17 protein-coding genes are annotated in these 16908 nt (G+C 67.0%); 5 read left to right on the top strand and 12 right to left on the bottom strand.

Annotation, left to right across the window (positions count from 1 at the left end; all coding sequences use genetic code 11):
• Positions 1–46: 46 nt before the first annotated feature.
• The 3 genes from ACFQZZ_RS17200 to ACFQZZ_RS17190 form a co-directional block, all read right to left on the bottom strand.
• Positions 47–760, bottom strand: coding sequence for a hypothetical protein (locus ACFQZZ_RS17200; protein ID WP_378681129.1), 714 nt, complete (start codon positions 758–760; stop codon positions 47–49).
• A gap of 181 nt (positions 761–941) precedes the next feature.
• A complete protein-coding gene (locus tag ACFQZZ_RS17195; protein WP_378681126.1) occupies positions 942–1694 on the bottom strand; it encodes a L,D-transpeptidase family protein in 753 nt (250 codons plus the stop codon).
• Between the two features lie 256 nt (positions 1695–1950).
• Positions 1951–2610 carry a cyclodeaminase/cyclohydrolase family protein gene (locus tag ACFQZZ_RS17190; protein WP_378681123.1) on the bottom strand — a complete coding sequence of 220 codons (660 nt, stop codon included), beginning with the start codon at positions 2608–2610 and terminating at the stop codon, positions 1951–1953.
• 114 nt (positions 2611–2724) lie between these two features.
• Between ACFQZZ_RS17190 and ACFQZZ_RS17185 the strand changes: the two genes are divergently transcribed.
• Positions 2725–3762 (top strand): LLM class F420-dependent oxidoreductase, encoded by a 1038-nt coding sequence (locus ACFQZZ_RS17185; protein WP_378681120.1) that lies wholly within the window; start codon positions 2725–2727, stop codon positions 3760–3762.
• Between the two features lie 141 nt (positions 3763–3903).
• Here the strand turns inward: ACFQZZ_RS17185 and ACFQZZ_RS17180 are convergent, their stop codons facing one another.
• Positions 3904–4236, bottom strand: a complete 333-nt coding sequence (locus ACFQZZ_RS17180; protein ID WP_378681857.1) for an STAS domain-containing protein — start codon at positions 4234–4236, stop codon at positions 3904–3906.
• 349 nt (positions 4237–4585) lie between these two features.
• Between ACFQZZ_RS17180 and ilvD the strand changes: the two genes are divergently transcribed.
• Positions 4586–6301, top strand: a complete 1716-nt coding sequence (ilvD, locus tag ACFQZZ_RS17175) for a dihydroxy-acid dehydratase (RefSeq protein ID WP_378681854.1) — start codon at positions 4586–4588, stop codon at positions 6299–6301.
• Positions 6302–6366: 65 nt separating this feature from the next.
• Here the strand turns inward: ilvD and ACFQZZ_RS17170 are convergent, their stop codons facing one another.
• Positions 6367–6990, bottom strand: a complete 624-nt coding sequence (locus tag ACFQZZ_RS17170; RefSeq protein WP_378681117.1) for a TetR/AcrR family transcriptional regulator — start codon at positions 6988–6990, stop codon at positions 6367–6369.
• 131 nt (positions 6991–7121) lie between these two features.
• On the opposite strand from ACFQZZ_RS17170, the gene ACFQZZ_RS17165 reads away from it, so the two are divergent.
• On the top strand, positions 7122–8147 hold the full coding sequence (locus ACFQZZ_RS17165) for a crotonase/enoyl-CoA hydratase family protein (protein ID WP_378681114.1): 1026 nt from the start codon (positions 7122–7124) through the stop codon (positions 8145–8147).
• Positions 8148–8804: 657 nt separating this feature from the next.
• Here the strand turns inward: ACFQZZ_RS17165 and ACFQZZ_RS17160 are convergent.
• From ACFQZZ_RS17160 to mftR, 6 genes are all read right to left on the bottom strand, one after another.
• Complete coding sequence (locus ACFQZZ_RS17160; protein WP_378681111.1) at positions 8805–11198, bottom strand: SpoIIE family protein phosphatase; 2394 nt, start codon at positions 11196–11198, stop codon at positions 8805–8807.
• Positions 11195–11830, bottom strand: coding sequence for a SpoIIE family protein phosphatase (locus ACFQZZ_RS17155; RefSeq protein ID WP_378681108.1), 636 nt, complete (start codon positions 11828–11830; stop codon positions 11195–11197). The genes ACFQZZ_RS17160 and ACFQZZ_RS17155 overlap by 4 nt, the downstream gene beginning before the upstream one ends.
• The gene (locus ACFQZZ_RS17150; protein ID WP_378681105.1) at positions 11823–12248 is read right to left on the bottom strand and encodes an ATP-binding protein; all 426 of its coding nucleotides are present in this window, start codon (positions 12246–12248) and stop codon (positions 11823–11825) included. The genes ACFQZZ_RS17155 and ACFQZZ_RS17150 overlap by 8 nt, the downstream gene beginning before the upstream one ends.
• Positions 12226–12615: an STAS domain-containing protein gene (locus ACFQZZ_RS17145; RefSeq protein WP_328400287.1), complete on the bottom strand. Its 390-nt coding sequence runs from the start codon at positions 12613–12615 to the stop codon at positions 12226–12228. Before ACFQZZ_RS17145 ends, ACFQZZ_RS17150 begins: the two co-directional genes overlap by 23 nt.
• Positions 12616–12627: 12 nt before the next feature.
• A complete protein-coding gene (locus ACFQZZ_RS17140; RefSeq protein ID WP_378681101.1) occupies positions 12628–13533 on the bottom strand; it encodes an STAS domain-containing protein in 906 nt (301 codons plus the stop codon).
• A gap of 70 nt (positions 13534–13603) precedes the next feature.
• Positions 13604–14248: a mycofactocin system transcriptional regulator gene (gene mftR / locus ACFQZZ_RS17135; protein ID WP_378681098.1), complete on the bottom strand. Its 645-nt coding sequence runs from the start codon at positions 14246–14248 to the stop codon at positions 13604–13606.
• A gap of 40 nt (positions 14249–14288) precedes the next feature.
• Between mftR and mftE the strand changes: the two genes are divergently transcribed.
• Together mftE and mftD are read left to right on the top strand one after the other, a co-directional pair.
• Entirely contained in the window at positions 14289–15020 is a 732-nt protein-coding gene (gene mftE, locus ACFQZZ_RS17130; RefSeq protein ID WP_378681095.1) for a mycofactocin biosynthesis peptidyl-dipeptidase MftE, read from the top strand.
• The gene (mftD, locus tag ACFQZZ_RS17125; RefSeq protein ID WP_378681092.1) at positions 15017–16243 is read left to right on the top strand and encodes a pre-mycofactocin synthase MftD; all 1227 of its coding nucleotides are present in this window, start codon (positions 15017–15019) and stop codon (positions 16241–16243) included. The genes mftE and mftD overlap by 4 nt, the downstream gene beginning before the upstream one ends.
• Before the next feature lie 30 nt (positions 16244–16273).
• On the opposite strand, the gene ACFQZZ_RS17120 is transcribed toward mftD, so the two are convergent.
• Positions 16274–16744 (bottom strand): MarR family winged helix-turn-helix transcriptional regulator, encoded by a 471-nt coding sequence (locus ACFQZZ_RS17120; RefSeq protein WP_378681089.1) that lies wholly within the window; start codon positions 16742–16744, stop codon positions 16274–16276.
• Positions 16745–16908: the final 164 nt, after the last annotated feature.

The following is a 16908-nucleotide window of genomic DNA, read 5'->3' as shown; positions in this document are numbered from 1 at the left end:
GCCCGATATCGCACTCGGACGGTGCTGTGGACCTGGTATGGACTGACTACTCGGCCGGTGCGATACCGGTAATGAGCGTCTTGTTTCCTGCGCGGGCGGTGGTCACCAGTTGGGCGTTGTAGGCGACGGGCCGCGCATTGGGGCGCTGTTCGCTGACCTGGACGAGGTATTGGCCGACGAAGGCTCCTGGGGTGATGGTGACGCAATGCGTGGTACCCGCGGGGATGGTATCGATGCCGTGTTGGATGTCGGCGGCGGCGGAGACGGCGGCGTTGGGGGCTACGACAGCGCGGGCCTGTTCGCTGGAGCGTGTCACGTAGTAGGCGTATTGGAAGGCGAGGATTGCGGCCGGGCCGGAGTCGACGCCGCCCACGCCGTTGCCCTGGATGCGATTGCCGACTCTTTCGGCGGGACATCGCGTGGCGGGAATGGTTGCCGATACCGGGACGTCGGTCGGGTTGGACGTGGCGGTCGGCGCCGGCGCCGGCGTGCCGCGGAACTGGACGAGGGCCGTGGCGAGGAGTGCGGCGGCGCCGAGGGATCCGAGGAGCGCGGGCATCCAACGCCGACTGCCATTCGGGAGCTGATACCACCGCCGACGCCCCCGCGACCGATCGATCAGACGCGCGAAGACGTCATCGTCGTCGGTGCCGTAGTCCGCGGCGCGCGGCGGCTCTTCGGCCGGTAGTCGGTGGACCCACTCGGACCAGTCGCCCCCGTAGGCCCCCTCGGGCCGCCTTCGCATGTCCGGTCGATCCATCGCCCCACCTTCATCAGCTCATACCGTCAGGTTCGTTCCCCACTCTGATAGTTCCGCAGGATACTGCGCGTCGACCGCATTGCAAGCGAAGGGGCCGGGCCGTGTCATCCGACTACCCTGTGCCAGTCGTGCTTCAGGTACTCGATCAGTCAGGGCGACAACGCATTCGCGCAGCCACACCTCACCAGTGCACGCGGACCGGGTCGCCGATGCTGGCGATTTCGTAGTACCAGGCCGCGTCGTCGGGTGCGAGGTTGATGCAGCCGTGGCTGACGTTCGCGTAGCCCTGGGAATCCACCGACCAGGGGGCCGAGTGGACGAAAACGCCACCCCAGGTGAGGCGTTCGGCGTATTCGCCGTTGATGACGTAACCCTCCGGCGAGCTCAACGGGATGCCGATGGTGCGAGAGTCGAAGACGACCGAGCGGAACATCTCGAGAATCGGGAAAGTGCCGGTTGGGGTTTCGTAGCCCGGCTTGCCCATCGAGGCGGGCATCGTGCGCGGCGCCTGCCCGCCAACGGTGACCGTGAAGGTGTGGTTGGACATGTCGGCGTCCGCGACCACACCGGCATTGGTTCTGAATTCCGTTCGCGCGCTGCCTATTCGAACCGAGATCGGTGAACGAGCGGGCAGGAATCCCGTTGGTGTCCATGTCACTTCGCGGTCGTTCGTCCATGCGAACGTGCCTGCGAGTGATCGGGTGGACTTGATGTCGATGGTTCGTTCGGCGCGGGCGCGGTCCACGACAGCGGCCTTGAACTGGATCGTGATCGGATGAGCGATGCCGACTTCTTGTCCGGCCGATGGTGTGACGGCCGCTACCGAGGCAGCCGATGGTGTTCCGATCGAAGTCGCGAATGCTGTTCCGGACCCGAACGCGGCCAAGGCCATAACCATGGCCGCGAGGAACAGATATCTGATTGCGCTCCTCATGGCTCCACCCCTTCTAGATGGTGTGGTGGCAGAAATCCATTCTAGGACTTCATGATCAACTCGGTGTACCGAATCAATAACGCCATGAGAGCAGCGGTCGACAGCGCCGGTTGTCGCTACATGCGGCACCAATTCCGCACCCGGGTTGCGTGTAGTCGTCTACAACAACCGCGTACCCGGTATTTCGCAGCGGAAACAACTGCGACGAATGGGAGCCGTCGGGCGGCCCGCTCAGCGCGCGGCCCTGTCGAACGGCTCAGCCGCGCACGACGTGCAGTACGTCTGCATGCAGCGCGTCGGCGCGCGCGGTGATTTCCTCGATGCGGATCAGCACGGGTGCGAATCGGTCGCCCTGTGCGGCGCTCAGCGAGGCGACGTTTATTTCGATATTGAGCTGCGAGCTGGTGGCCGCGGCGCGGGCAGCGTCGGCGGCGGCGCCGATATCGGTGACCACGTTCGGGTTGCCGATCGGCAGGAGCTCGGCAGCGAGCGAGAGCACTTCGTCGGCTTCGTCGACCACGGCGGCGGGCACGCGGGCCGCCTCGACCAGCGCGGCGGCGATGGCTTCGGTGCGTGCCGCGGCTTCCGCTCCGGTCGACTTCGGCAGCTTGTAGGCGTTGCCGACGGCGGTGAATGCGGCAGCGTCGGCGTCGGCGAGTGCGAGCGCACGATCACGTGCGGCATCGGCGGCCTCGATGATGCGGTCGACGATCGGGCGGTGTTCGGCATCCTTGGCGCGGGTCGTGTAGCGGGCGACCATCGCCACCAAGGCGGCGCCCTGAGCGGCGTGTAGTGCGGCGACCGCACCGCCACCGGGCGCGGGCACCTTCGCGGCCAGGTCGGTCAGGTACTGCGCGAGCGTGACCCCGCCGAAGGAGGGTGCAGTTTCCTGAGGCGACGTGGTGGGCTGCGACACGGCGGGTGGCCTTTCGTTTCTGCGGCGATAACGGGAAGTTCGGCAATTACGCTACCGCCCGCGCGTGGGTGGCCGGTGCGCGCCCGGTCCGTAGCTGCGGTTATGTTGACAGCTATGCGGATCGGATTGGGCATCAACTACTCGGGCGGTTTCAAAGAGGCCGCGGCAGAAGTGGCCGACCTCGAACAGGCGGGCCTCGACATCGTCTTCGTCCCCGAGGCGTACTCCTTCGACGCCGTGAGCGCGCTGGGTTATCTGGCCGCCAAGACCACCAGTTTGCAGCTGGCCTCGGGAATCCTGCAGATCTACACGCGCACCCCCAGCCTGACCGCGATGACCGCGGCGGGCCTGGACTTCGTCTCCGACGGCCGCTACGTGCTCGGCCTCGGCGCGTCGGGCCCGCAGGTGATCGAAGGCTTCCACGGCGTCGCCTACGACTCACCGATCGGCCGCACCAGGGAGCTGGTGGAAATCTGCCGCAAGGTGTGGCGCCGCGAGCGTCTGGAGTACGACGGCAAGTACTACAAGATCCCGCTGCCCGCGGGCGAGGGCACCGGTCTCGGCAAGCCGCTCAAGCTGATCAATCACCCGGTGCGCGAACGTATTCCGGTGCTGCTCGCCGCGCTCGGCCCGAAGAACGTGCAGCTTGCCGCGGAGATTGCCGAGGGCTGGCAGCCGATCTTCTTCGTGCCGGAGAAGGCGAAGGAAATCTGGGGCGAATCGCTGGATGCCGGTCTGGCCAAGCGCGATCCCATCCTGGGCAAGCTGGATGTGTACGCCGGACCGGCGCTGGCTATCGGTGAAAACGTCACGCCGCTGCTGGAATTCGTGAAGCCGCACCTCGCGCTGTACATCGGCGGCATGGGCGCCAAGGGCAAGAACTTCTACCACGCCCTGGCCACCAAATACGGCTACGGCGCCGAGGCAGACCGCATCCAGGAGCTGTACCTGGCGGGCAAGAAGGAAGAGGCCGCCAAGGTCGTTCCGGACGATCTGGTGCGTGATATCTCCCTCGTCGGTCCCGCGGGCTACGTCAAGGAGCGGATCGCGGCCTTCCGCGAAGCGGGCGTCACCGTGCTGAACGTCGTCCCGATGGCCGCGACGCCCGCCGAGCGGATCAAGCTGATCGAGCAGCTGCGCGAACTCTGCTGAGGACTTACCTCGCCCGCCCGGCGCGCCAAAAGGTAGGCGCGGTGGGTGTCGACTTCGTGCGGATAGTGCGCTCGCTGCATTCGCGTCCGCAGGTCGAAGCCCGCCGCCTCCAGTTCGGCGGCGGGCTGTACGACTTCGGGATCAGCGGAACGAGGCCAGGGCTCGGTCCAATGTCGAATGCAGTGCGAACACCTGATCCAGGCTGGTCATCTTCAGCTGGCGGCTGGTGGCGGGGCCATCGGCGACAACGGCGATCGCCGTCGACGCTCCGGCCCGCTGATGCGCTCCGACAAGTGCGGCCATGCCCGCCGAGGCGAGGAAGCTGACGGCGGACAGGTCGATGATCAGGGCCGCGGGTTTTCCACCGAGAATGCCCTCGATCGCGGCCTCCAGCGCGGGCGCTGTCGCCAGGTCGACCTCGCCGGACACCGTCAGCACAGTCGCGCCCTCGGGCGTCGTCACTGTGGTGGTCATCGTGTCCGCGAGGGGATACGCGTCTCCGGAAGTATTGGTCACGTCTTCACAATCTGCCATGAACCGTCCGATCTCGCTGTACTGACACAGAACGTGCAGCAAACCTGCAATGTTCGGGTGCCCCAGCGAGTTTTCCTGCTGTCACACTCTACCGCCCGGATTGCCCTAGGAGGCCAGGTCCCTCGGAGCCACTGTGTGGCAATGCCGGAGTCACGCCTACATCGCTGGCTCGAACGGGACATCGCTGCGGCCTCGGTCGAGAGTCGACGCGGTAGTGTCCCGCCGATCTCGGGGCTGGCGTGATCTGTCCGGCGTGGTCGGCGGGTCTCGGGGATTCGGTTGGAGGATGATGAGCGGCGTGTCCAATGAGCCGAACGAGCCTGATATCAAGCCACGTAGCCGCGACGTCACCGACGGGCTGGAGAAGACTGCCGCGCGGGGGATGCTGCGCGCGGTCGGGATGGGGGACAGCGACTGGGGGAAGTCGCAGATCGGGGTGGCGTCTTCCTGGAACGAGATCACGCCGTGCAATCTGTCGCTGGACCGGCTCGCCAAGGCCAGCAAGGAGGGCGTGTTCGCCGGGGGTGGCTATCCCATGGAGTTCGGCACCATCTCGGTGTCCGACGGCATCTCCATGGGGCACGAGGGCATGCACTTCTCGCTGGTGTCGCGGGAGGTGATCGCGGACAGCGTCGAGACGGTGATGCAGGCCGAGCGTCTCGACGGCTCGGTGCTGCTTGCCGGGTGTGACAAGTCACTGCCGGGGATGCTGATGGCGGCGGCGCGGTTGAATCTGGCGAGCGTGTTCTTGTATGCGGGCTCGATCCTGCCGGGGATCGCGAAGCTGTCCGATGGCAGCGAGCGTGAGGTGACGATCATCGACGCGTTCGAAGCGGTCGGCGCATGCTCGCGCGGGCTGATGAGCCGCGCGGATGTCGACGCGATCGAGCGGGCTATCTGTCCTGGCGAGGGCGCGTGCGGCGGCATGTACACCGCCAACACCATGGCCAGCGCGGCCGAGGCGATGGGTATGTCGCTGCCGGGCAGCGCGGCGCCGCCCGCCACCGACCGGCGCCGCGACGGCTATGCCCGGCGCAGTGGCGAGGCCGTGGTGGAAATGCTGCGGCGGGGGATCACCACTGCCGACATTCTCACCAAGGAGGCGTTCGAGAACGCTATCGCCGTGGTGATGGCATTCGGCGGATCCACCAACGCGGTGCTGCACCTGCTGGCGATCGCGCACGACGCGAATGTCGAACTGACGCTGGAGGATTTCGCCCGCGTCGGTCGGCGGGTGCCGCACCTCGCCGACGTCAAGCCCTTCGGTAAGCATGTGATGACCGACGTGGATCGGATCGGCGGCGTGCCGGTGATGATGAAGGCGCTGCTCGATGCCGGGCTGCTGCACGGCGACTGCCTCACTGTGACGGGGCGGACCGTGGCCGAGAACCTGGCCGAGATCGCCCCGCCGGACCCCGACGGCAAGGTGGTCCGAGCCATGAAGTCGCCGATCCATCCGACCGGTGGCATCACCATCCTCCACGGCACGCTCGCACCGGGCGGTGCGGTGGTCAAGTCGGCGGGCTTCGACTCCGATGTATTCATCGGCACCGCAAGGGTTTTCGACCGCGAACGGTCAGCGATGGATGCGCTGGAGGACGGCACGATCGCGGCGGGCGATGTGGTGGTGATCCGGTACGAGGGACCCAAGGGTGGTCCGGGGATGCGCGAGATGCTCGCGATCACCGCGGCCATCAAGGGTGCGGGCCTCGGCAAGGACGTGCTGCTGCTCACCGACGGACGGTTCTCCGGCGGCACCACGGGATTGTGCGTCGGGCACGTCGCTCCGGAGGCGGTCGACGCCGGTCCGATCGCCTTTGTGCGCGATGGCGACCAGATCCGGCTCGATGTCGGCGCGGGCACCCTCGACCTGCTGGTGGAACCGGCAGAGGTCGATCGCCGCCGCGAGGGCTGGGAACCGTTGCCGCCCCGCTATACCCGTGGAGTGCTCGCGAAGTATTCGAAGCTGGTGGGGTCGGCGTCCTACGGGGCGGTGTGCGACTGAGTCCCCGATCCGGCGGCCGCTGAAGTGCGTGCTTCGAGCGCCGGGTGACCGCCGGTGTCAGTCGGTCAGGGTGGACCGAGCGTCTCCGTCAGCGTGCGCAGGTGGCCGTGCATCAGCGAGCGCGCGTCGAGGTCGAACAGGCCCAGTCGTCCGGTGTGGGCGAGCAGGAGCAGGCCGGAGGCGTGAGCCAGGACGTCGGCGGTGAGTCGTCGGGCTCGGTCGGTGTCGCCTCCGGAATCGAGGGCCGCCAGGTGCAGAGGTGCGAGGGCGGCTAGGAGCTTCACGTTGAGTTCGGTGTTGAGTTCCTCGGACAGGCCCTGCGGCCGTATTCCGCCGCGGAACAGGTAGAACCCGAGGTCCAGGTCGCGGGGATTGGTGTCGTAGAAGTCGAAGAATGCCAAGCCCGCCGCGATGAAGCGCTCGGTCGCGGTACCGGTGCGGGTGGCGAGTTCGGTGGCCGCGCGCAGTCGAGCGAGGGATTCGCCGAGTGCCGCGGCGTAGATGTGTTCCTTGCTGGGGAAGTATGCGTAGATCGCGCCGGGGGTGTAGCCGGCGGCTTTGGCGATGGCGCGCATGCTGGCGCCCTGGAGGCCTTCGGCCTCGAAGATGCCCAGCGCGGCGTCGAGGATGATCGTCCGCTTCAGCTCGTTCACCGCATCGCGGCGCTCGGCGCGGCTCGGGTCCACCATCGCTCCTCCTTTGCGGTACGGCCGCTCACGCTACAGTCTTGATCAGTGTTCATTATTCTGAACAGTGTTCAGAGAATCCAGTCGGTGATCGCTGCGGTCATCGACGGTGACCTATCGCACGAGGAGAACCCATGTCCGATAACGGAACTCACGCCGCAGAATGGACAAGGAGCTGGAACGAAGGCGACGACTCGTTGTTCGCGAAGCGGCCGGACCCTGCCGATCGCGCCGCCGAGTACCGCACCTTGACCTACGAGGTGACCGGCCGCATCGCGCGGATCACCTTCAACAGGGCCGCCAACGGCAACTCGATCACCTGGGATACGCCCACTGAACTGGCCGATGCTGTCGAACGCGCCGATCTCGATCCCCGGGTGCACGTGATCCTCGTGTCCGGCCGGGGCAAGGGATTCTGCGGCGGGTACGACCTGACCGCGTTCGGCGAAAACGCCTTCGGGATCGACGAGAACCACGCTCCCGAGGGCACGACGGTCGGCACCGTCCTCGACCCGATTGTGCAGGCCCGCAACCATAACCCCGAGTCGACGTGGGATCCGATGATCGACTACGCGATGATGAGCCGCTTCAACCGCGGGTTCGCCAGCCTGTTGCACGCGAACAAGCCGACGGTCGCGAAACTGCACGGATTCTGCGTGGCGGGCGGCACCGACATCGCGCTGTACGCGGATCAGATCATCTGCGCCGACGACACCAAGATCGGCTATCCGCCCACCCGCGTCTGGGGTGTGCCCGCCGCGGGCATGTGGGCACACCGGCTCGGCGACCAACGCGCCAAACGGCTGCTGCTCACCGGCGACTGCCTGACCGGCAAGCAAGCCGAAGAATGGGGTCTTGCCGTCGAAGCGCCGCCCGCCGGTGAACTCGACCAGCGCACCGAAGACCTCCTCGAACGCATCGCCCGGATGCCGATCAACCAGCTGATCATGGTCAAGCTCGCCCTCAACAGCGCTCTGCACGCCCAAGGGATCACCAACTCGGCCATGATCAGCACCGTCTTCGACGGTATCTCCCGCCACACCCGCGAGGGCTACGCATTCCAGCGGCGCGCCGCCGAGGCGGGCTTCCGTGCCGCCGTCGCCGACCGCGACGAACCATTCGGCGACTACAAGCGCGCCCAATTCACCTCGGACCAGTAGCGCGAGCAGGTGTTACGAACCAGGACAACCGGACTCGAATAAGCGGCAGTGTAAGTACATCGGTGCGCACACGCTGTTGGATATCGGATTATGTTGTCCGCGTTCACCATATCGCCGTACTTTCTACAGCTACTGATCTAAAATGGGAGCATGTAGGACCCACGTGGTCCGACCTGGCGCCCTCGTTGCGCACCATAATCGGGAGATTGATTCGGCTGGCGGGGCCCGGGTAATGCATTCGAGCTGGGGTGCCGTAAATCGTCGGCGTACCCGGTACGGAGTATCTGCCTGCTGAGGAGACGGTGATGGTCCAGGGAAGCGGAACCGAACACGATGACGAATTCGAGCAGGCGGCGGTGATCTGGCCCGATCCAAGCCCGCTCGACGCGTGGTGGCGCCGCGTGATGGCGGTTCCGAGTGACACAACCGGCGACCTGTCACACCCGGGGCGGACATCCAGCCGTCGTAAGTAAGCCGCCGCGACTGTCATTGCGCGCGTGACGGTTTCCGACAGTTCGGGCGAATCTCTTTGTGCCGGAAGAGCGTCAGCGCGCATCGAGAGATTTCCCGGTCGCTGTCGGGCGAAGTCTGGGCGCGATCGGGAAAGATCTCGAATGAGTACCGGGCGTAGGCGAAATCAGGACCTGGGCGTCGGTGTCAGCTGGAAATACGGCGCTGCGTGCCGCGAAGCGGATTCGCCACTGGCGATTTGATCGCAGGCAGGGTGACCGACATGCGCACGCGGGTGCCGGGTCCGGTGTGGTCGATCTCGAGTTCCTCGGTCAGCGCCCGCATCATGTCGATGCCGCGGCCGCGATAGCCGGGGTCGGCCGAGCGCGGCTTCCATGTCCCGGTGTCGGTGACCAGGATGGCCACCGTCTGGGTGTCGCATTCGGCCGTCAGCTGGACGCGGCCCGCGTCGGGCAGTTCTGTCGAGCCGGTCGCACGTCCCATCGATACATCCGTGGACCGGACGGGACGGCTCGCGGGGAGCGCGCCGTTTCGGTAGGCGTGTTCGATGCTGTTGCTGCACGCCTCGTTCGCGGCCGCGATCAGGTCCGAGGCGAGATCGTGCGGTACCGCCGCTGCCGCGAGCCAGGCCTTCAGGCTCCGGCGCATAGCCGACAGCTGGTCCGGGTTGGCTGGCACGTCCAGGCGCAGCGGCGCGGGCGGCTGGCGGTACACCACCATGGCGACGTCGTCGTCGTAGCCCGCGGCCGGGCGCAGCCGGGACAGCACCGCGTCGGCCACCTCGCGCGGCAGCCTGCCAGGAGTGTCTTCCAGCACCGCGCAGATCTTCGCGAAGCTGTCATCGATGTCGACACCGCGTTGTTCGACCAAGCCATCGGTGAACAGCACCAACGTCGAGCCTGGGGTCAGTGCCGTCGTCGCCTCCGGGCGCCGCGGCACCTCGAAGGTGGCCAGCGGCACGGATCGACCGCCTTCCAGCAGTCTGCCCGGTTGGCCGACGTCGGCCAGGATCGGCGGCATATGGCCGGCGCTGCTGTAGCGGACCAGCCCGCGCACCGGATCGAGCACCGCCGCGCACACCGTGGTGCACATGGCGCCTGGAATGCGCACCGCGACCTTGTCGAGTTCGGCTAGCAACTGTGCCGGACCCGCGCCGCCGAGTAGCAAAGTCTGTGCGGCCGTGCGCAGTTGGCCCATCACGACAGCGGCGGACAGTCCTCGTCCGACGCAGTCACCGACCACGATGCCGATCGTCCCGTCCCGCAACGGCACCACGTCATACCAGTCGCCGCCGATTTCCAATGGCGGCAACGCGGGCTCGTAGTGCACCGAGAACCGCGGTGGCAGCTCGATCGGGCCGAGCATGGCCCGCTGCAGTGTCAGCGAGGTGGAGCGCGCCTGATCGAAGTTGCGCGCCCGCTGCACCGCCAGGCTCAGGTGGCCGATGAGCAGGGAGAACAATGTCCAGTCCGCGGCGCTGATCGCGCGTGGTGCGGCGAAGCGCAACCACAGTGCGGCGTCGCCGGTTTCGCCGAGCGGGGCGACAATGCCCTCGGAGCTGTCGGTGCCCTCCGGGATCGCGATCAGGCTGCGGCCGGGCCTGCGCCGCGCCCGTTCGAGCAGCGCGCGTGCCCGAGCGTCGAGCGCCGGTGCGTCCGGCGTCGATTGCCTGGTCGTTTCGCCTACAGGCAGGTTCTCGCCGGTGTTCGCGGAGCGTTCCGCGAGCCGCGCCCCGCCGGAGACGTAGACCTCGGGACCGGTGTTTCGGCTCGGCCAGACCGAAACCACCGCCGTCTCGGCGCCGACAGTGCGCCGCAGCTCGTCCAGTCCGACGGCGAGCACCTCGACCACGCTGGTGGCCGCGCCGACGGCGGTGGCCAGCCGGGAGGCGGCCTGATCGCGGGCCTGGGCGTCGTGTTCGGCGGTCACATCGCGGATGGTGCCGACGAAGATCTGTTCGTTGTTCTCCGGCTTGATCAATGCGCTGGTGCTCACCGCCAGCCAGACGATCCGGCCGTCGCGATGTTGGATCGGAATGACGAAACGCTGCGCCTCGGTGCCGAGATCGGGGTAGCGCGGCCCCTCCGGCATCGACCACGGGTGCGGCAGCGGGTAGGGGATGTCGGCGGCGCCGTATCCGGTCAGCGCGCCGAAGGCGGAATTGACCTCGACGATGGTGCCGTGCGCGTCGGCAACGAAGAAGCCGTCCTGCAGTGATTCGACCAGCGCGGTGCGGAAGGCGTCGCGGCCCGCGAGATCATCTGCTCGGGAACGCTGTTGCTCGTAGCGGCGATTGCCGTCGAGGAACCCTCGGGTGGCGATGTCCAGCGCGGCGAGGGTCTGCAGGAGGAATTCCAGTGCCGTCTCGGCGAGCTTGGCGTCCTGGTCGTCGGCGGGCTGCTGGGCGGCCTGTACGACGCGGAAGTGGTTTTCGGTGAGGTCGAGCAGGCTGATGCCCTCGACGAGGGCGCGGCGGCCGAGATCGTATCCCTCGGCGAGGCCGGCCTGCGTCGGCGAATCCAAGTGTCGCCGCAGCGCATCCGCGTAGGCGTCCCGGAATGCGGCGAGCGCGGCGGTCATGACACCACATCCGGTGGGCCGCCCCGATGACGTGCGGCGAGCACTAAGGCGTCGTCGGTGTCCTTGGCGCGTTTGGCAAGGATGTCGGCGGTGATCTCGGCGGTGGACTTCGACAGATCGATGCTGTCCGGGGAATCGATGACGATGCCGTCGGTGGACATCAACAGCAGGTCGCCCTGGCGCACCGAGACAGTCTGTGGTTGTAGGTTCTGGGGTAGCCGATAGCCGACGATGCCGCCGGTCAGCAGCACTGTCGCGCGGATCGTCAACCCGACGGGACCGCGCGTCAGCACCTGGGAGTCGACATTCCCGACGCCGAGCCAGCGCACCGTATCCGAATCGTCGAAAAGTACCAAAGACACTGCCGCGCCGCGGGTTTCGGCCATGGCCCGATGGCATAGCACCATCAGGACGTCCAGCGGTTCGGCGCGGTTTTCCGCGAGTACCTGGGCGGCGCGATCGGAGGCGTCGGCGGCGGCGGCCCCATGCCCGAGCCCGTCGAGGACGGCGAAAAGCACGGTGCCGTTGCCCGCGTCGAGGACCACGCAGCGATCACCGTTGACCTGCTGCCCTGGGAGCGCGCGACCGGCCACCGCCCACTCGATTCGGCCGATGAAACCGTCCTCATGCACCGTTGGGTACCCACTTCCACATCTCCACCAACGTGCCGCGTCCTGGCGCCGAATCGATGATCATGCGGTCCATCAGTCGCCGGGCGCCGGGCAGACCGAGGCCGAGGCCGCGCCCGGTCGAATAGCCGTCGTCCAGCGCGCGGGCGATATCGAGGATGCCGGGCCCCTGGTCCTCGGCCTGGACTACCAGCGCCTGACGACCCTCCCGGTCGTCGACGAGCAGTCGGATCTCGCCGCTGCCTGCGTAACTGGTGATGTTGCGAGCAATCTCGGAAATAGCTGTCGAGATCATCGTTCGATCGGTCAGAGAGAATCCGAGCTTGGCTGCCAGTTCACGTCCGGCCTGTCGTGCGATCACGATGTCCCCGGACACCCTGACCGCGATCACCAAGTTCTCAGCGGCCACTGTCACGACCATCTCGCTGGCGACGGGCTGGTGTCTTGCGGTTCAGCCAGGCGAGTCCCTCTTCGAGGTCGAGGGCTGTGTGCATGTCTTCGAACGTGAGCCCGAGCTGCACCATGGCGAACGCGACTTCGGGTTGCAATCCGACGATGACCGTTTCGGCGCCGCGGAGCTGCGTCATGTGCGCGATCGTACGCAGCGATCTCGCTGCGAAAGAATCCATGACATCGATCGCTGTGACGTCGACGATGATGCCGTGCGCCCGATATTTGCTGACCTGCTTCATCAGGTCGTCTTGCAGGCGCTCGGTATCGGCGTCGGTCAGTGCGGACTGGACCGACGCGATGAGAAATGTGCCTTGCTTGAGTATCGGAACCGGCATGATTTCGCCTGATCAGCGTCCGTCGCGTTCGATGGGCCGATCCGTCACGCGGGTCACCTCATAGCCCAGCAAACGTTCGGCTTCTTCGATGCCGCCCTGCAGGTCGCCGACCGCATTCATCTTGGACAGATCCAGCCCGATCGTGACCAGCGTCAGCGCGATCTCCGAGGACAGACCGGTGATGATCACATTCGCGCCCATCAGGCCCGACGCGTCGACGGTCTGCACGAGGTGGTTGGCCACCGTGGAGTCGATCGCGGGCACACCGGTGATGTCGATGACGACGACCTTGGCGCGGTTGGCGCGGATCGCCCGCAGCAGCTGCTCGGTGAGCTGGCGGGCGCGCTGGCTGTCGAGCACACCGATGATCGGCAGGATGAGCAGCTGCTCACGGACCTGCAACACCGGGGTCGACAGCTCGCGAATGGCTTCCTGCTGCTGCCGGATAACGCGCTCTCGCTCCTGCACGAACGAGATGGCCACGGTGCTCGCGATGCGGTTCGCGGCCGGTTCGTAGGCGTCGAGGACGGCATTGAGTAGCTCGAAGTCGGCCTGGTACTTCTCGAACAGCGAGCGGGCCAGCACGTCGCGCAGCAGCAGCACGATGCCGAGGACCTCGTCGGTCTCGACTCCTCTCGGAATGATGCGCTCGGACAGATCGCGCGCATAGGCCTGCAGCGCCTCGACGCTACCGGTCTCGAGCACCTCGACGTAGTTGTCGTAGACGGAGGTCGCCTCGGAGAAGATCTCCTCGGGGGTCATTGCGGTCAGCAGCTGGGCATCGGTAATACGACGTGCCCACTCCTCACGCAGCGCGGTGCGGTTCTGCCGCAGGTGTTCGACCAGCTGCGGAAGCAGGTTGTCGACCGGTCCTACGGGCAGGGAATCCGCCGAAAGGCTCATGGACACCTCGGACATGGAAACTCCAGCCCCTTTCGACGGGTGGGTCGGGATTGATCGTACGTTCGGCTGCGAGCCGCTACCGAGCCTAGTCATACCCCATGGGAGTTGCTGGCGAAACCTGCCGGTCGTCCACCGAGTTGGACGGCGTCGGCGCGAATCCGCGGGCCAGACCCGCCAGCGCCTCGTCGAGATATACCGTCAGATCCGCGTCCGCCCTGGCGAGCCAGGCGTCGAAGGCGGCGCGCGCGGCGGCGAGGGTGGTGCGGCCGACGGCGAGGGGGAGCAGGGCGTCCTCCGGCTCACCGAGCCGCTGCGCGGCGAAGGCGCTGACCGCGCGCTCCCAGGCGTCGTAGTGCGCGCCCGCGGTGGCGGCGAGCGCGGGGACGGCGCCGACCAGCTGCATGCGGGTGCGCAGCTCGGCGACGTCCTCGGCACGATAGCGGTTGGCGTTCACCACAACTCGGCGCACCGCGGTCATCATCGGCACCTCGTCGGGCATCGTGGCGAAAGCTTCGCGCAGCGCGGCGACCTCGTCGTCGAATTGGTACCAGAGCACCTCCGCTTTGGTGGGGAAGTAGCGGAAGAAGGTGCGTCCGCTGATGCCCGCGGCCGCGGCGATCTGCTCGACTGTCGTCTCGTCGAAGCCTTGTTCGGTGAACAGGCGCATCGCGATCAGTTCGAGTTCGCGCTTGGTGGTGCCTCTGGGGCGGCCGCGCGTCGGAGGTGTCACGGCTATTGATTATGTCAGTGACTGACGATAATCTCGCGACATGTTTGATAGTGCCGCGGCCGAGAATGTCGGCGCGGCGGATCTCACGTGGCCCGAGGTGGGCGAGCGGGCCGCCGCGGGGGTGATTCTGGCCGTGCCGGTGGGCGCCACCGAACAGCACGGTCCGCATCTGCCACTGTCCACGGACACCGACATCGCGGTGGCACTGTCCGCACGGTTGGCCGCGCTGCGGTCGGATGTGCTCGTCGCCCCGGCGATTCCGTATGGCTCGAGCGGTGAGCACGCGGGCTTCCCCGGCACCATGTCGATCGGGCAGGCCGCGCTGGAGTTGCTGATTGTGGAGCTGTGCCGTTCGGCCACCGACACCTTCGACCGCATCCTGCTGGTCAGTGGGCACGGCGGCAACCTGGAGCCGCTGCGCAATGCCTGCGCGCTATTGCGCGCCGAATCCCGTGACGTGCGCATGTTTATGCCCCGCTATCGGGGCGATCCGCACGCGGGACGCTCGGAGACCTCGATTCAACTGGCGCTACAACCGGGCCGGGTCCGCGCTCAGCGCGCGGCCGCGGGCGATACCCGGCCGCTGTCGGAGATCCTGCCGCTCATGCGCGCCGGGGGAGTCCGCGCGGTGAGCGCCAACGGCGTACTCGGCGACCCGGCGGGCGCGACCGCGGACGAGGGCGCCGCGCTGCTCGCGCAGCTGACTACCGATCTGCACGACCAAAGCCGGCTCTGGTGGCCGGTAGCTTCCCGGGAAAGGACCGGAACATGAACCCGTGGTTCGAAACAGTCGCCGAGGCGCAGCGGCGCGCAAAGAAACGACTACCGAAATCCGTGTACGGCGCGCTGATCGCCGGATCCGAACGTGGCCAGACCATCGAGGAGAACCAGCAGGCCTTCACCGAGCTCGGCTTCGCGCCGCATGTCGCGGGCCCGATCGGTGACCGCGACCAGTCGACAACAGTACTGGGACAACAGCTTTCGATGCCAGTGCTGATTTCGCCGACCGGTGTGCAGGCCGTGCATCCCGATGGTGAGGTGGCCGTCGCCCGTGCCGCGGCGGCGCGCGGGATCGCGATGGGGCTCAGCTCCTTCGCCAGCAAACCCATCGAAGAGGTGATCGCGGCCAACCCGGCGACGTTTTTCCAGCTCTACTGGTGCGGCGGCAAAGACGAGATCCAGCAGCGGATGGAGCGGGCCCAGGCGGCGGGCGCTGTCGGCCTGATCCTCACGCTGGACTGGTCGTTCTCGCACGGCCGCGACTGGGGCAGCCCGGTGATCCCGGAGAAACTCGATCTGCGAGCCATGCTGCGTTTCGCGCCGCAGACCCTGATCAAGCCGCGCTGGCTGAGCACCTACCTGAAGTCGGGCCACATCCCCGACCTCACCGCCCCGAACATGGCCATCGGCGACGGACCTGCGCCCGGCTTCTTCGGCGCGTACGGCGAGTGGATGGGCACCCCCGCGCCGGATTGGGCCGACGTGCAGTGGATCTGCGAACAGTGGGCGGGTCCGGTGATGCTCAAGGGCGTGATGCGGGTGGATGACGCGCTGCGCGCGGTCGACTCGGGCGTGGCCGCCATCTCCGTGTCGAATCACGGTGGCAACAATCTCGACGGCACCCCGGCCGCGATTCGCGCGCTACCGGTGGTGGCCGAGGCCGTCGGCTCGCAGATCGATGTGGTCCTCGACGGCGGTATCCGCCGCGGCAGCGATGTGGTGAAGGCGGTCGCGCTCGGTGCCCGAGCAGTCATGATCGGCCGCGCCTATCTGTGGGGCCTCGCCGCCAACGGCCAGGCCGGCGTAGAGAATGTGCTCGATATCTTGCGTGGCGGCATCGATTCGGCGCTGCTCGGCCTGCGTAAGACGTCGGTGCGCGAACTCGACCGCTCGGACGTAATCGTGCCGGAGGGCTTCGAGCGTGCGCTCGGGATACCCGCGCGCCCCGTCGACGTTCCGGCTCGCCCGGCTACGGAGGCGGTTGTCGGTGGATAGGCGCCTCGCTTCGCTTGGCCGACTTCGGGGTCAGTCCGGAGTCGCCGCCTTGCGGTGGTGGGCGAGCAGGGTGTCGTAAATATCCGCGAGCGCGGCTAGTTGCTCTCGATCCAGGACGTCGACCATGTGTCTGCGCACACTGTCGACGTGGGCGGGTGCGGCGGTCGATAGGACATCGGTGCCGCGCGGGGTCAGTCGGGCGGCGGTGCGGCGGGCGTCGTCGGGGATCGGTTCCCTGGCGACAAGGCCGCGCTTCTCCATCCGGGTGATCTGGTGGGAGAGCCTGCTCTGCGACCACTCCAGCTTGGCGGCCAGGTCGGCGAAGGTCAGGCGGTGATCCGGCGAACTGGCCAGGTAGGCCAGGACCGAGTATTCGACGTAGGTGAGGTTCGACTCGCGGGACGAGTCGCGCCCGACCGCCGCGGCGATGAGGTCGCGGGTGCGTACGAAGCCGAGCCACGCACGCATTTCGACGTCATCGAGCCAGTGGGGATCGGTCACGATAGCGCTCCAAACTCTGACGTGTCATATAAATTGTTGCGCGCCAGTCGGCCCGCTGACAACTTGTCAGAACTGAGAGGTAGCACCACTGGGTTGAACGTGCAACCTTATTGGGCAATGTCCACAATTAGGATTGCCTAAGCGGTGGTCGCCTGGCGTGTGGT

Source organism: Nocardia sp. GCM10030253, from assembly GCF_042675075.1.
Lineage (GTDB): Bacteria > Actinomycetota > Actinomycetes > Mycobacteriales > Mycobacteriaceae > Nocardia.
This window is presented reverse-complemented; position numbering and strand designations above follow the sequence as displayed.